Origin of the sequence: Rhodobacter capsulatus (assembly GCF_003254295.1) — a bacterium.
GTDB lineage: Bacteria > Pseudomonadota > Alphaproteobacteria > Rhodobacterales > Rhodobacteraceae > Rhodobacter > Rhodobacter capsulatus.
Genome location: NZ_QKZO01000006.1, coordinates 225,950 through 240,359 on the forward strand (window position 1 = coordinate 225,950; position 14,410 = coordinate 240,359).

Annotated in this window: 15 protein-coding genes; 10 read left to right on the top strand and 5 right to left on the bottom strand. The window is 65.6% G+C overall.

Translation table 11 applies throughout. The features are described 5' to 3' along the window. The first annotated feature begins 8 nt into the window (after positions 1-8). The 7 genes from rnpA to yihA all read left to right on the top strand — a co-directional run bounded on the left by rnpA (position 9) and on the right by yihA (position 6,694). Positions 9-497, top strand: coding sequence for a ribonuclease P protein component (gene rnpA, locus LY44_RS10770; protein ID WP_055211901.1), 489 nt, complete (start codon positions 9-11; stop codon positions 495-497). Next, positions 494-763 (top strand): membrane protein insertion efficiency factor YidD, encoded by a 270-nt coding sequence (gene yidD, locus LY44_RS10775; RefSeq protein WP_055211903.1) that lies wholly within the window; start codon positions 494-496, stop codon positions 761-763. The genes rnpA and yidD overlap by 4 nt, the downstream gene beginning before the upstream one ends. Then, positions 756-1,640 (top strand): tRNA 2-thiocytidine(32) synthetase TtcA, encoded by an 885-nt coding sequence (ttcA, locus tag LY44_RS10780; RefSeq protein ID WP_055211905.1) that lies wholly within the window; start codon positions 756-758, stop codon positions 1,638-1,640. Before yidD ends, ttcA begins: the two co-directional genes overlap by 8 nt. A 77-nt stretch (positions 1,641-1,717) precedes the next feature. After that, positions 1,718-3,262, top strand: coding sequence for a GGDEF domain-containing protein (locus LY44_RS10785; RefSeq protein WP_055211906.1), 1,545 nt, complete (start codon positions 1,718-1,720; stop codon positions 3,260-3,262). Positions 3,263-3,444: 182 nt separating this feature from the next. Beyond that, the gene (yidC, locus tag LY44_RS10790; protein ID WP_055211908.1) at positions 3,445-5,292 is read left to right on the top strand and encodes a membrane protein insertase YidC; all 1,848 of its coding nucleotides are present in this window, start codon (positions 3,445-3,447) and stop codon (positions 5,290-5,292) included. After that, positions 5,289-6,044 carry an MOSC domain-containing protein gene (locus LY44_RS10795; protein ID WP_055211910.1) on the top strand — a complete coding sequence of 252 codons (756 nt, stop codon included), beginning with the start codon at positions 5,289-5,291 and terminating at the stop codon, positions 6,042-6,044. The genes yidC and LY44_RS10795 overlap by 4 nt, the downstream gene beginning before the upstream one ends. Beyond that, positions 6,044-6,694 (top strand): ribosome biogenesis GTP-binding protein YihA/YsxC, encoded by a 651-nt coding sequence (yihA, locus tag LY44_RS10800; protein ID WP_055211912.1) that lies wholly within the window; start codon positions 6,044-6,046, stop codon positions 6,692-6,694. Before LY44_RS10795 ends, yihA begins: the two co-directional genes overlap by 1 nt. Positions 6,695-6,821: 127 nt before the next feature. Here the strand turns inward: yihA and LY44_RS10805 are convergent, their stop codons facing one another. Then, positions 6,822-7,553, bottom strand: coding sequence for an SDR family oxidoreductase (locus tag LY44_RS10805; protein WP_055211914.1), 732 nt, complete (start codon positions 7,551-7,553; stop codon positions 6,822-6,824). A gap of 128 nt (positions 7,554-7,681) precedes the next feature. Between LY44_RS10805 and argB the strand changes: the two genes are divergently transcribed. From argB to LY44_RS10820, 3 genes are read left to right on the top strand one after another with little or no spacing between them, the layout of a single operon-like run. Next, positions 7,682-8,560, top strand: coding sequence for an acetylglutamate kinase (gene argB, locus LY44_RS10810; protein ID WP_055212016.1), 879 nt, complete (start codon positions 7,682-7,684; stop codon positions 8,558-8,560). Continuing rightward, positions 8,557-9,183 (top strand): hypothetical protein, encoded by a 627-nt coding sequence (locus LY44_RS10815; protein WP_055211916.1) that lies wholly within the window; start codon positions 8,557-8,559, stop codon positions 9,181-9,183. The genes argB and LY44_RS10815 overlap by 4 nt, the downstream gene beginning before the upstream one ends. After that, positions 9,180-9,701 (top strand): SixA phosphatase family protein, encoded by a 522-nt coding sequence (locus tag LY44_RS10820; protein WP_055211918.1) that lies wholly within the window; start codon positions 9,180-9,182, stop codon positions 9,699-9,701. The genes LY44_RS10815 and LY44_RS10820 overlap by 4 nt, the downstream gene beginning before the upstream one ends. Before the next feature lie 74 nt (positions 9,702-9,775). Here the strand turns inward: LY44_RS10820 and LY44_RS10825 are convergent, their stop codons facing one another. From LY44_RS10825 to LY44_RS10840, 4 genes are all read right to left on the bottom strand, one after another. Continuing rightward, positions 9,776-10,567, bottom strand: a complete 792-nt coding sequence (locus LY44_RS10825) for an amino acid ABC transporter ATP-binding protein (protein WP_055211920.1) — start codon at positions 10,565-10,567, stop codon at positions 9,776-9,778. 10 nt (positions 10,568-10,577) lie between these two features. Further along, positions 10,578-11,882, bottom strand: coding sequence for an amino acid ABC transporter permease (locus LY44_RS10830; RefSeq protein WP_055211922.1), 1,305 nt, complete (start codon positions 11,880-11,882; stop codon positions 10,578-10,580). A 1-nt stretch (position 11,883) separates the two neighbouring features. Further along, positions 11,884-13,164 (bottom strand): amino acid ABC transporter permease, encoded by a 1,281-nt coding sequence (locus LY44_RS10835; protein WP_055211924.1) that lies wholly within the window; start codon positions 13,162-13,164, stop codon positions 11,884-11,886. A 126-nt stretch (positions 13,165-13,290) separates the two neighbouring features. Further along, complete coding sequence (locus tag LY44_RS10840) at positions 13,291-14,307, bottom strand: amino acid ABC transporter substrate-binding protein (protein ID WP_055211925.1); 1,017 nt, start codon at positions 14,305-14,307, stop codon at positions 13,291-13,293. Positions 14,308-14,410 lie beyond the last annotated feature (103 nt).

Below are 14,410 nucleotides of genomic sequence, written 5' to 3' on the forward strand. Positions count from 1 at the left end.
CTGACCGCATGACACCGCCGGAGGCGCCCGCAACTGGCCCAGAGGGTCGGGATCCGGGAAGCCTCCCGGCGGTTTCCACATTTGTGGCGCCTGCGATCACCATTCTGCGCAAACGCGCCGATTTCCTGCGTACCGCCTCGGCGCAGCGGATGAGCGCGCCCGGCTTCCTGTTGCAGGCGCGCAAGCGCGGCGAAGGCGACACCGCCCCCGCAGATCTGATCCGCATCGGCTTCACCTGTTCGAAGAAGCTCGGCAATGCCGTGGCCCGCAACCGCGCCAAGCGCCGGCTGCGCGAGGTGGCGCGGCTGGGCCTGCCCGCGCTTGGCCAACCCGGTTGGGACTATGTCCTTGTCGGCCGCCCCGAAGCCACCGCCACCCGAGACTTCGCTGCCCTTCAGGCCGATCTGGTCCGCGCCATCACCGACATTCACGCCGGGCGCAGCCTGAAGCCGCGCCCCTTGGGCGAGGTGCCAAAGGGCCGGAGACGGGGCAAATGAGCCCGCTCGCCTTTCTGATCTCCCTGCCCGTGCGCGGCTACCGGCTGCTGCTGTCCCCCTGGGTCGGCCATGGCTGCCGCTATCAGCCGACCTGTTCCGCCTATGCGATGGAGGCGCTGGAACGGCACGGCGCGCTCAAGGGTGCCTGGCTGGCGGCGAAACGGGTTACCTCGTGCCACCCTTGGGGCGGGCATGGTTACGACCCGGTGCCGGGCGCCGATCCGGCCTTCGACGCGACGCGGCACAAGGATCACGACCATGCTTGACGAGGATGAGACCGGCCTGCCGCCGCTGCTGACGGGGGCGCCGTCTTCCACCGAATTCAAGAAGTTGCGCAAGCGCATCCTGCGCGAGACCCGCACGGCGATCGAGACCTATGGCATGGTCAAGCCCGGTGATCGCTGGCTGGTCTGCCTCTCGGGCGGCAAGGACAGCTACACGCTGCTCGCCGCGCTCGTCGAGCTGAAATGGCGCGGCCTGCTGCCGGTCGATCTGCTCGCCTGCAACCTCGATCAGGGCCAGCCCGGCTTTCCCGCCACCGTCCTGCCCGACTTCCTGACCCGGATGCAGGTGCCGCATCGGATCGAGTTTCAGGACACCTATTCGGTGGTCAAGGACAAGATCCCCGAGGGCCAGACCACCTGCAGCCTGTGTTCGCGGTTGCGGCGCGGCAATCTTTACCGCATCGCCCGCGAAGAGGGCTGTTCCTCGGTCGTGCTTGGCCATCACCGCGACGACATCCTTGAAACCTTCTTCATGAACCTCTTTCACGGCGGGCGGCTGGCGACGATGCCGCCGCGGCTGCTGAACGAGGAAGGCGATCTTTTCGTCTGTCGGCCGCTCGCCTTCGTCGCCGAGGCGGATTGCGAAAAATTCGCCCGCGGCATGGGCTATCCGATCATCCCCTGCAATCTCTGCGGCTCGCAGGAGGGGCTGCAACGGGTGCAGGTCAAGCAGATCCTCGATGCCTGGGAGGCCCGCAGCCCCGGCCGCCGTCAGGTGATGTTCCGGTCGCTGATGAATGTCCGCCCCTCGCATCTGTGCGACCCGGGCCTGTTCGACTTCGCCGCGCTGCTGCGGGCCGAGGCGCCGATTGCTGCGGATTTTAACGAAAACATGCCGAATTTGCGCCAAGGTTATTAACCAATCCCTGACGAAACCTGCCTAGGGTCATCCCCGATGCGAGGGGCATGCCCCTTTGGACCGGGACGAGGGCGAAAATGGTCAAATCCGCACGGAAGGGCAAGAAAACCGGGGCGAAACGCAAGGGGCCGATTCTCTTGCGCCGGGACATGGTGGCCTTTCTGCCCGCCGCCTCGCTGGCCGGGCTGTGGTTCGGGCTGGAAGGGATGACGCTGATCGGCGTCACCGCCCTGATCGTCGCCTGGATGAGCCGCCCGCTGGCGATCCCCGAGGAGAGCGAGGACGAGGGCGAGGCCCTGCGGGCGCTGCCGCAACGTGCCGATGCCGAAGAGATGATGCAGGCCGCGGCGCAGGATGCGCAGGCGGCGGGCAAGGGCACGGCCTGTCTGGTGATCGGCATCGACGATCCGGCGGCGGTGTCGCGGCAGATGTCGCGCGCAGAGTTCGAGGACTTCCTGCAGGCCTTCGCCACGCGCCTGCGCGGCGTGCTGCGCAACACCGACCGAATCGCCCTGATCGAGACCGGCCGCTACGCGGTGATGCTCGCCCCGACGCACAGGCCCGATCTGGAAAGCATGATCCAGCTGGCGGGGCGGTTGCAGCTGGCCTGCGACGCGCCCTATTCGATCAGCGGGCGCAGCGTGAACATCACCACCCATGTCGGGTTCTGCCTGATGACCCGTGCCCCCGAACCGACCGGGCGGGCGATCCTGACCGCGGCCGAAAGCGCCGCCGAGGAGGCCGCGCGCCATGGTCCGGGCAGCATCCGGGCCTATGCGCCCGACTTGCCGGGCTTCGCCCGGGCAAGGGACGCGCGAAGCCCGGACATCACCCCCGCGCTCGAGGAAGGCCGCATCGTCGCTTATTTCCAGCCGCAGATCAGCACCGATACCGGGACGATCTCGGGGATGCAGGCGGTGCCGCGCTGGCTTGACCGGGATCGCGGCATCCTCGGCGAGGCCGAGATCCTGCCCGCCGTCACCGCGAACGGGCTGCAGGCGCGTCTGGCCGAAGTGATGCTGTTTCAATGTTTCGGCGCGCTGCGCGACTGGGACAAGCTGCCTGCGGGGCCGGGCATGGTGAGCCTGCCGATCGGGCTTGAGCATGTCACCGATCCGAAGATGTTCGACCGGCTGAAATGGGAATTCGACCGCTTCGACATGGCGCCGCAGCGGGTCTGTCTGGTCCTGCACCGCGACGTCACCGCGCGGCTCGACGACGAGGTGGTGATGCGCAACATCTCGCATTGCGCGAAGATGGGCTGCCGGATCGAGCTGGCCGGATTCGGCACCGGGCCGATCTCGGTCTCGGCGATCCGCCGCACCGGCGCGGAACGGATCCGCATCCACCGCTCTTTCGTGACCAATCTCGAACGCGACCCGGAACAGCAACGTCTGGTCTCGGCGATCATCTCCTTTGCCGCCGGGCTCGGGCTCGAGACCCTGGCCGAAGGCGTGGCGACGATCGGCGAACATGCGATGCTGGCGCAGCTCGGCTGCCATCATGTGCAGGGCAAGGCGATCTCGGCGCCGTTGCCGCTGGATGAATGCGCCGGATGGATGGGACGCCACGCGGCGCGGCTGGCCTCGATCCCGCGGCCGGATCTGCGCCGCGGCGCCTGACCCCGCCCCCGCCCGTCTGCGCCGCCAGTCTACGCAGCGAGGCCGGACCCCGGCGCCGTGCCGCTGCGGCATAAGGCGGGAATCGACGCTTGCGACAGGCTGCCGCGCGAAACCGCTTGACCTTTGGTCGCCCCTTCTGTTGAACCGGGCCGACTCCGGATCGGCAGGGGAAATGCACGCCCATGGACAATCAAAACAGGAACCTCATCCTTGCGACGGTGCTTTCGGCACTGGTGATCGTCGTCTGGACCGTCTTCTTCCCGCCGCCGAAACCGACCGCTTCGGACCCGGCCGTGGCGGAGCAGACTGCGCTCCCGGCGCCGACCGCGGCCCCTCTGGCCACGGCCGCGCCTGCGGTCGAGCCCGCGCCCGAGGCGCCGCGCGTCACCATCGACACGCCCGCGCTGACCGGCTCGATCTCGCTGCTTGGCGCGCGGTTCGATGACCTCTCGCTCAAGCATTATCACGAGAAACTCGACCCGGCCTCGCCGCTTGTCCGCCTGCTGGCGCCGGTCGGCAGCAGCGACCTGAATGCCGCCAAGCCCTATTACGTGGTGCAGGGCTGGTCGGCGCTGGCCGGTGTGACCGCCGCGCAGGTGCCCGGGCCGAAGACGCTCTGGACCGCGCCCGAAGGCGCGAAGCTGACGCCCGAGACCCCGCTGGTCCTGACCTGGGACAATGGCGCCGGGCTGACCTTCACCCGCACCATCGCGGTCGATCCGCAATATCTGTTCACCGTGACCGATGCGGTGACGAATACCGGCGCCGCGCCGGTCAGCATCGCGCCCTGGGGCATCATCGCCCGGCACGGCATTCCGGCGGGGAACCGCGTCTATGTGCTGCACGAAGGCGCGGTGCGGATGACCAACGGCGAGCTGCAGGAAATCAAATACAAGAAGATCACCGATCTTGACGCCATCGCGGGCGAGGGTCAGGCCGATGTGCGCAGCGCCGATACGGGCGGATGGGCCGGGTTCACCGACAAATACTGGATGACCACGCTCATTCCGGAAACCGCGCGCTTCACCTCGGTGGTGAAATACGTCCCCTCGGCCGATCTTTACCAGACCGAGACCCGCCAGCCCGCCGTCGAGATCGCCGCCGGGGCCAGCACCTCGGTCACGATGCGGCTTTTCGCGGGCGCGAAGGAATGGGAACCGATCGCGCAATATCAAAACGACCCCGGCATGTTCGACCGGCTGTTCGGCGACAAGATCGACCCGACGCAGCCGCAGATCACCCGTTTCGTCGATTCGATCGACTGGGGCTGGTATTACTTCCTGACGAAACCGATGTTCCGGCTGCTGCACTGGCTGCATGCGGTGCTGGGCAACATGGGCTGGGCGATCATCGCGCTGACCGTGATCATCAAGCTGATCGTCTTCCCGCTGGCGCGGACCTCCTACATCTCGATGGCGAAGATGAAGGAAATCCAGCCGATGATGGAGGCGCTGAAAGAGCGCACCAAGGATGACAAGCAGGCGCTGCAGCGCGGCATGATGGAGCTTTACAAGCGCGAGAAGATCAACCCCGCCGCGGGCTGCCTGCCGATCCTGCTGCAGATCCCGATCTTCTTCGCGCTCTACAAGGTGATCTACGTCACGATCGAGCTCTATCACGCGCCCTGGATCGGCTGGATCAAGGACCTCTCGGCCCCCGATCCGTCCTCGATCCTGAACCTGTTCGGCCTGTTGCCCTATGCGACGCCGGAACCTGGTTCGCTGCTGTTCATCTTCAGCCTCGGCGTGCTGCCGATCCTGCTCGGCATCTCGATGTGGTTCCAGCAAAAGCTGAACCCGGCCCCGACCGATCCGAGCCAGGCGGCGATCTTCGCCTGGATGCCCTGGATCTTCATGTTCATGCTGGGCGGCTTCGCCTCGGGCCTGGTGCTCTACTGGATCGCCAACAACGTGATCACCTTCGCGCAGCAATATTCGATCATGTCGCTGCACGGCAAACGGCCTGACCTGTTCGGCAACATCATCGCCGGGTTCCGCAAGAAGACCGCGGAAGAACCGCCGAAGAAATGACCGGACGGCTGACCCATATCGTCCGGCATCCGATCAAATCGATCGGCCATGAGGACATCGAAAGCGCGCCCCTGATGCAGGGGCGCGTTCTGCCTTTTGACCGGGTCTGGGCGGTCTCGCATCAGGCGGCGAAATTCGACAGCCCGCTGCGGGACTGGGCGCGCAAGCAGAACTTCCTGCGCGGCGTCGCGGGCCCGAAGCTGATGGCCGTCACGGCGCAGATGCTGGAAGACGGGCAGATCACGCTGACCCATCCCGAGCACCCCGCCCTGACCGTCGATCCCGACCGGGCCGAGGATCAGGCGCGGCTGATCGACTGGCTGCGCCCGCTCTGGCCCGAAAGCCGCCCGGCGCCGCGCGCGGTCGAACGTGTCGAAGGTGTCGCGCTTTCCGACATGGCAGACCCCTATGTTTCGCTGCTCTCGCTCTCCTCGCTCGGAGCACTTGGTCAGGCCGCCGGGCAAGAGATCTCGCGGCATCGCTTTCGCGGCAATCTCTGGGTCGAGGGCTGGGCGCCCTGGGCCGAGCGGGATCTGCCGGGCAAGCGGCTGCGCCTTGGCGCGGCCGTGCTCGAGGTGGCAATGCCGATCACCCGCTGCCGGGCCACCTGCACCGATCCGGCCACCGGCACGGAAGATCTTGAAATGCTGGACCTGCTCGACCGCCTGAACGGCGACTGGCATTTCGGCTGTTATGCAACGGTGATCGAAGGCGGCACCATCACCCTTGGCGACCCTGTGGAGGTGCTTTGATGCAGATGCAATTCACGCTGGCCCCGGAGCCGGAACAAGAGGCGCGCGAACGCGGCCGGCTGCTGTTCGCGGCGCAGGTCGAGTTTCTCAAGGGCGTCGTCGCGATGACGGGCCTGCCGCCCGCCGACCGGATCGAGGTCTGTTTCGCGGGCCGCTCGAACGTGGGGAAATCCTCGCTGATCAATGCCTTGACCGGGCGCAAGAACCTCGCCCGCGCCTCGAACACGCCGGGCCGGACGCAGGAGATCAACTTCTTCAGCACCGAGGGCGGCCCCTATCTGGTCGACCTGCCCGGCTACGGCTTTGCCGAAGCGCCGGTGGCGATCGTGAAGAAGTGGCAGGCGCTTTTGAAATCCTACCTCTCGGGCCGCGCCACCCTGCGCCGCGCCTTCGTCCTGATCGACGCGCGCCACGGGGTGAAGGCGGTGGACGAGGAAATCCTGCAACTCCTCGACCGCTCCGCCGTGACCTTTCAGGCGGTGCTGACCAAGGCCGACAAGATTTCCAAGGCCGAGCTGGAGCGGGTGATCGAACAGGTCAAGGGGGCGCTTGCCAAACACCCGGCCGCCTATCCCGAGATCGTCGTCACCTCCTCGGAAAAGGGCGAGGGCATCGAGACGCTCCGCGCGATCATCGCCACGCTGGCCTAGGGGGCGCTGCCCCCGTCCCTGCGGGACACCCCCGGGATATTTGCGCCAAGGTGAATGCCCTTTCACCTTGGCCGAAATATCCCGGGGGGAGGCAAAGCCGGGGGGCAGAGCCCCCCTCCCCCGCCGGTCAGACGTGCTGGCCCGCGTTCACCTCGATTTCCGTGCCGGTGACATAGCTCGAGGCATCCGAGCACAGGAACCAGATCACGTCGGCCACTTCGCGCGGCTGGCCGAGGCGGCGCAGCGGCAGGGTCTCGACGATCTTTTCGGTGCCGGGCGAGAGGATCGAGGTCTCGATCTCGCCGGGGGCGATCGCATTGACCCGCACCCCCATCGGCCCGAAATCATGCGCCATTTCCCGCGTCAGCGCCTTCAGCGCGGCTTTCGAGGTCGAATAGGCCGCGCCCGCAAAGGGATGCACGCGCGAGCCCGCGATCGAGGTGACGTTGACCACCGCCCCCTTCGCCGCCGACAATTCGTCCTTCAGCCCGCGGGCGAGCACGATCGAGGCGAAGAAATTCACATGGAACACCTGCCCCCAGGTCCGCAGGTCGGTGTCGATGGTGTTGAGTCGCGCGCCCCCCTCCCCCTTCGGCGAAATCCCGGCGTTGTTCACCAGCGCATGCAGCTTGCCGTCAAGCCGCGACTTGATCTCGTCGATGGCCCGGATCGTCGCATTAGGATCGCCCAGATCGAGCTGGATGTGATCTTCACGCCCGCCGCCCCAGGGGCATTGCTCGGGGAAGGGCTGGCGCGAGCAGGTGATGATCCGCCAGCCCTCGCGTGCGAAGCGCTTCACCGTGGCATGGCCGATCCCGCGGCTTGCCCCTGTCAACAGCATTACCTTGCGTCCATCCATGCCCGTTCTCCTGCTTTTCCCCTTCGATGTAATCACCCCGGCGGCATTGGCAATGCCCTTGGCAGGGGGCGCGATTGGTTCTAACACTTTCCCGACTTCCCCGAGGGCCCCTGATGAGAAAACAGACGATGGACCGTGACTGGATCGCCACCGCGAAAACGCTTTCCGAAGCGCTTCCCTATCTGCAACGCTACACCGGCGCGGTCGTCGTGGTGAAATTCGGCGGCAATGCCATGGGCGACGACGAGGCGATGGCGGAATTCGCCCGCGACGTCGTTCTGATGAAGCAGGTCGGCATGAACCCCGTGGTGGTGCATGGCGGCGGGCCGATGATCAACGAGATGCTCGCCAAGCTTGGCATCAAATCCGACTGGGTCCGCGGCAAGCGCGTCACCGACAAGGCCACGGTCGAGGTGGTCGAGATGATCCTCTCGGGTCTGGTGAACAAGCGCATCGTGCAGGCGATCAACGATCAGGGCGGCCGCGCCGTGGGGATTTCCGGCAAGGACGACGATCTGATGGTCTGCGAGGCGGATGATCCCGAACTCGGTTTCGTCGGCCGCCCGGTGGAGATGAACGTGCAGATCGTGCGCGACCTTTACGGCGCGGGGCTCATTCCGGTCATCGCCCCGGTGGCGACGGGCGTGAACGACAACGAGACCTTCAACGTCAACGGCGACACCGCCGCGGGCGCCATCGCGGGCGCGCTGCAGGCCGACCGGCTGCTTTTGCTGACCGACGTGGCGGGCGTGAAGAACAAGGCGGGCGAGGTCATCACCCAGATGAGCCCCGAAGAGGTCCATGCGCTGATCGACGATGGCACGATCTCGGGCGGCATGATCCCGAAGGTGGAAACCGCGCTGAAGGCGGTCAAGGAAGGCGTGCGCGCCGTGGTCATCCTCGATGGCCGAGTGCCGAACGCCTGCCTGCTGGAGCTGTTCACCGAACACGGGGCGGGCTCGATGATCCGCTCGACGACGACGCGGGTGACGCCGCACCGCCGGTGAGCCTGCCGCAGGCCCTGACCGAGGCGCTGGCCGCGGCGCATCTGTTCGTGGCGGGCATGGCCGCCGCGAGCGCCGAAACGATCCTGCTTCTGTCCCCCGACGAACCGGGCTTCTGGGACCATGTGACGGCAGAGCCGGAATTTGCCGATGGCCGCCCCGATCCGCTCGACCGCTGGTCGAAACGGGTGATCGGGGCCTTGGCCACGACCTTCGGCGGACGCGCGATCTTTCCCTCGGACGGGCCGCCCTACCCGCCGTTCTTCGCCTGGGCGACCGAGTCGCAGCAGGCCTTTCCCTCGCCGGTTCAGATGCTTGCGCATGAGCGGATGGGGCTTTGGACCTCGTTTCGGGGGGCTCTGGCGCTGCCGGAACAGCTTCCCCTGCCCCCTGCGTCAAAACACCCCTGTTCGGGCTGCGCGGCGCCCTGCACCACCGCCTGCCCCTGCGGCGCCCTGTCGGCAAAGGGCTATGACGTCCCCGCCTGCCATGCGTTCCTTAACACCGGGGAAGGGGAAAACTGCCTTTCCGGCGGATGTCTTGTCCGGCGCTCTTGCCCCCCGGGTCAAAGCTATGGCAGGCTGGAGGCTCAATCCGCTTGGCACATGAGGCACTTCCACAGATGACCCCCACCGGACACCGTCGCCTGATCCTCACCCGCCATGCGAAATCGAGCTGGGACGATCCCCTGATGGCCGATGCCGACCGCCCGCTGAACGCGCGCGGACGCGCCGCGGCGCATGAGCTGGGCGATTTCCTCGCCTCGCGCGGGCTTGAACCAGAGGAGGTGCTGTGCTCCCCCGCCACCCGCACCCGCGAGACCTGGGACGGCGTCGCCTCGGCGGTGATCGAGACCCGGCCCGAGGTGCGCTTCATCGACAGCCTTTATCAAGCCACGCCCGAGACGCTGCTCGCCGTGCTGAAGACCGCCACGGCGCCCAGCGTGATGCTGATCGCGCATAACCCGGGCATCGCCGATTTCGCCGCATCGCTGCCGTCGCGGCCGAATTACGACCCGGATTTCCGCAAATATCCGACCTGCGCCACGCTGATCGTCGATTTTCAGATCGACGACTGGTCGCAAGTCGCCCCCGGTCAGGGCTCGATGCTCGACTTCTTCCTTCCGGCCAGCCGCGGCAAATAAGAAGGGCAGCCCTGCGGCCGCCCTTTCATCTTGCCCGAAATACCTCGGGGGTGTGGGGGCAGCGCCCCCACCCTTCAGTGCCCCAGGATCTGGCTGAGGAATTGCTTCGTCCGCTCCGATTGCGGGTTGTGGAAGAAGTCATGCGGGTTGTTCTGCTCGACGATCTGCCCGTCGGCCATGAAGATCACCCGGTTCGCCACCGCCTGGGCAAAGCCCATCTCATGGGTGACGCACAGCATCGTCATGCCTTCCTCGGCCAGCTGGATCATCGTATCCAGCACTTCCTTGATCATCTCGGGATCGAGCGCCGAGGTCGGCTCGTCAAACAGCATGATCTTCGGCTTCATGCAGAGCGAGCGCGCGATCGCCACCCGCTGCTGCTGCCCGCCCGACAGCTGGCCGGGGTATTTCTGCGCCTGTTCCGGGATCTTCACCTTTTCGAGGTAATACATCGCGGTTTCCTCGGCCTCGCGCCTGGGCACCTTGCGCACCCAAATGGGCGCCAGCGTCAGGTTCTCTAAAATCGTCAGATGCGGGAACAGGTTGAAGTGCTGGAACACCATCCCGACTTCCGACCGGACCTTGTCGATGTTCTTCAGATCCGAGGTCAGTTCGATGCCGTCGACGATGATCTTGCCGGACTGGTGTTCCTCCAGCCGGTTGATGCAGCGGATCATCGTCGATTTCCCCGAGCCCGAGGGCCCGGCGATCACGATGCGCTCGCCGCGATGCACCGTCAGGTTGATGTCGCGCAACACGTGGAACTGGCCGTACCACTTGTTCATCTGGCTGATCTGGATCGCGATCTCGTCGCTCACCTGCATGTGGCTGCGGTCGACCGCGTGGTCATAGCTGGGCTCTGACATGAGCGCCTCCTTAACGGTGGTCACGCTTCAGCTTGCGCTCGAGATACATCGAGTAGCGCGACATGCTGAAGTTGAAGAGGAAGAAGATGACGGCGACGAAGATATAGGGTTCCCAATAGGTGCCCTTCCACGCCATGTCCGAGCGCACGACGTTCGAAATGCCCTTGAGCGGGTCGAAGAGCCCGACAAAGGCCACCAGCGTCGTATCCTTGAACAGCCCGATGAACGAGGAGACGATCCCCGGGATCGAGATCTTCAGCGCCTGCGGCATGATGATCAGCCGTTGCGCCTGCCAGTAATCAAGGCCAAGCGCGTCGGCGGCTTCATATTGGCCGCGCGGCAGCGCCGCCAGACCGCCCCGGATCACCTCGGCGATATAGGCCGCGGCGAAAAGGGTCACGAGGATGACGACGCGCAAGATCAGATCGAAGCTGGTCCCCGGCGGCAGGAAGTACTGAAGCAGCAGCGAAGCGGTGAAAAGGAGCGTGATCAAGGGCACGCCGCGGACGAATTCGATCACGCCCACCGAGAGCGATTTCACGATCAGCATGTCGGATTGCCGCCCCAGCGCCAAGAGGATGCCCAGGGGCAACGAGAGAACGATGGCGGAAACCCCGATCACCAGCGCCAGCAGGAAGCCGCCGAACTGGTCGCTGTCGACCTCGGAGAGGGCGAAGGGCAGAGCCGATTGCAGCGCCGCCTCGATCGGCGCGGCGGCGTAAAGCCAGAACAGCGCCGCCGCGACAAGACCCACCCCGGCCGAGACCGGCACGCCCAGTTTCGGCGCCAGCGCAGTGAACAGCAGGCCAAGGATCACGAAGCCCGCCAGCACCGCCACCGGCCCCCAGATCGGCCCGCCCCACAGCAGCCAGAAGGCCACGAGCGGGTAAAGCAGCGCGCCCCAAAGGAGCTTGCGCGGCAGCGCGTCGAACAGCACCGGCGCCAGGGCAAGGAACAGCCCGGCAAAGGTCACGAACAGCCGCCAGTATTGATCGACCGGGTAAAAGCCGAACAGGAACTGGTTCCAGCGCACCCGGATGACCGCCCAGCAGGCGCCGGTGGCTTCGGGGCCATGGGCGGCGGCGATGATCGCGCGGCATTCGCTCAGCGAATTGGCGTTCCAGACGCCGTGCAACAGCCAGGGCGCCGCCGCCTGCACCAGCCAGACCGTCGCCAACACGCCAAGGATCGTCAGCGCGGTGTTGAGCGGCCCCGAGAACAGGTTCTCGCGCATCCATTTGATCGCCCCCACCTGCGACACGGGGGCGGGTTTCGGCGCCAGCATCTCGGTGCGCACGAATGAGGTCTCGCTCATCTCACCGCTCCTTCAGCTTGATCGATTTGTTGTAGAGGTTCATCAGGCTCGAAATCGTCAGGCTGATGGTCAGATAGATCCCCATCATCAGCATCATGCATTCCAGCTCGCGGCCGGTCTGGTTCAGCGTGATGCCGCCCAAAGTGCCGCGCAGGTCCATGTAGCTGACCGCGATGGCCAGCGACGAGTTCTTCGTCAGGTTCAGGAATTGCGAGATCAGGGGCGGCACGATCACCCGAAGCGCCTGCGGCAGGATGACAAGGCTCATCGTGCGGCCCGGCCGCAGACCCAGCGCATAAGCGGCCTCGGTCTGGCCCTTCGAGATCGCCTGAATTCCCGCCCGCACGATTTCCGCGATGAAGGCCGCGGTGTAAAGCGTCAGCGCGATCAGCAACGCAGTGAAGGAATGCAGCATCTGGAAGCCGCCGGTGAAGTCGAATCTGGTGATCTGCGGATAATCCAGATGGAAGCCGAGACCGTAGAGCAGCGCCGAAATCGGCGCGAAGAGGATCAGCAGGCTTGGCCACCAGGTCGTGGGGCGGGTGCCGGTCGCCTCCTGCACCGCCTTGGCGCGGGCGATGAAGCGCCGCCAGCCCCAGAAGGAGGCCGACATCACCGCGAGGATCGCCAGCGCGTTCAGGCTGACGGGCAGGTTCCAACCGATATCGACCACGCCCAGCGAATGATCGAAAGCGGGGGCGGGCAGGTTGGTGCCGCGGTTCGTCACCGCCACCGAGTCAAAGAACCACATCGAGGCCTTGGGCTCCTCGCCCGCGGCCTTCATCGCCTCGGTCAGGCGGAAATCCTTCGGCACCGGCCGGGTCTCTGCCAGGATCGTGCCCATGAGCAAGATCCACAAAAGCAGCGGAATGTTGCGGAAGGTCTCGACATAGACCGTCATGATCCGCGCCACGAGCCAGTTCTGCGACAGCCGCAGCACGCCGATGATCGTGCCAAGCACCGTCGCCAGGATGCAGCCCAGAAAGGACACCAGAAGCGTGTTCAACAGCCCGATGACCAGCGCCCGCAAATGGGTGTCGTCGTTCGAATAGGGGATCAGCGTCTGCGCCAGGTCATAGCCCGCCCGCGTCCAAAGGAAGGAAAAGTTGAAGTCCTTGCCCTTCGCCTCGAGGTTCACATAGGCGTTGTTGAGCAGCCAGACGAGACCGGCCAGAAACAGCAGAAGCACCACGATCTGGATGGTGATCGAGCGGAACCGCGTGTCGTAAATGAGCATCGAGAGCCGAAAGCCAGCTTTCGGCGGGTCACTTGCAAGTGCCATGGTTTTCCCCTGTCCGGTCTGCCCCGCGGCTTTGCGCCGACTGCGTTCGGGACTTGTGCCCCGACAGACCGTCCTTGAAATGCAAAATGCGGCCGGGGCTTGGCCCGGCCGCATCGAAAGACTGGATCAGCGGAACGGCGGGGCGTACATCAGCCCGCCCTGCGTCCATTGCGCGTTCAGGCCGCGCGCCAGACCGATCGAGGTCGAGGCGCCGATATTGGCCTCGAAGACCTCGCCGTAGTTGCCCGAGGCCAGGATCGCGCGCTTGGCGAAATCGTTGTCGAGACCGATCTTCTTGCCCATGTCGCCTTCGAGGCCGAGCAGGCGGCGGATTTCCGGGTTCTGCGTCGTGGCGGCCACTTCTTCCAGGTTCGCCTTGGTCACGCCGTATTCCTCGGCGGCGACGAGCGCGTAGAAGCTCCAGCGGACGATGTCGCCCCAGTTGTTGTCGCCATGGCGCACGACCGGGCCGAGCGGTTCCTTCGAAATGATCTCGGGCAGGATCACGATATCGGCGGCATTGGGCAGCGTCGCGCGCGACGAGGCCAGGCCCGAAGCGTCGGTGGTGTAGCTGTCGCAGGCGCCGGCGGCGAATTTCTGCTGGCCTTCCGCGTCATCGGCGATGTTCACCGGCGTATAGGTCATGTTGTTCGCCTTGAAGAAATCGGCGAGGTTCATCTCGGTGGTGGTGCCGGTCTGCACGCAGATCGTCGCGCCATCAAGTTCCTTGGCCGAGCTGACGCCGAGCGACTTGTTCACCATGAAGCCCTGACCGTCGTAGTAGTTGACGGCGACGAAATCGAGCGCCAGCTCGGTATCGCGCGAGAAGGTCCAGGTCGAGTTGCGCACCAGCACGTCGACCTCGCCCGAGGCCAGCGCGGTGAAGCGGGTCTCGCCGGTCAGCGGCACGTATTTCACTTTCATCGGATCGCCCAGCACCGCCGCCGCGACGGCCTTGCAGACCGCGACGTCAAAGCCCTGATAGACCCCGTTGGCATCCGGCGCGGCGAACCCGGTCAGGCCGGGGTTCGAGCCGCAGATCAGCTGGCCGCGGGCCTTGACGTCATCCAGCGTCGAGGCCGAAGCAGCGCCCGCCACGAGGGCGGCCAGCGCGACCGAGCCGAAGAATACGGATTTTTTCATGTTTACCTCTTCCTGAGTTGCCGCCGTTGCGACGGTGAGTCTGCCCTTGACGGGTCTGCAAGTTCTGTGCCGATCTTCACCGGCAGAGGAAGTTTGCGCAAAT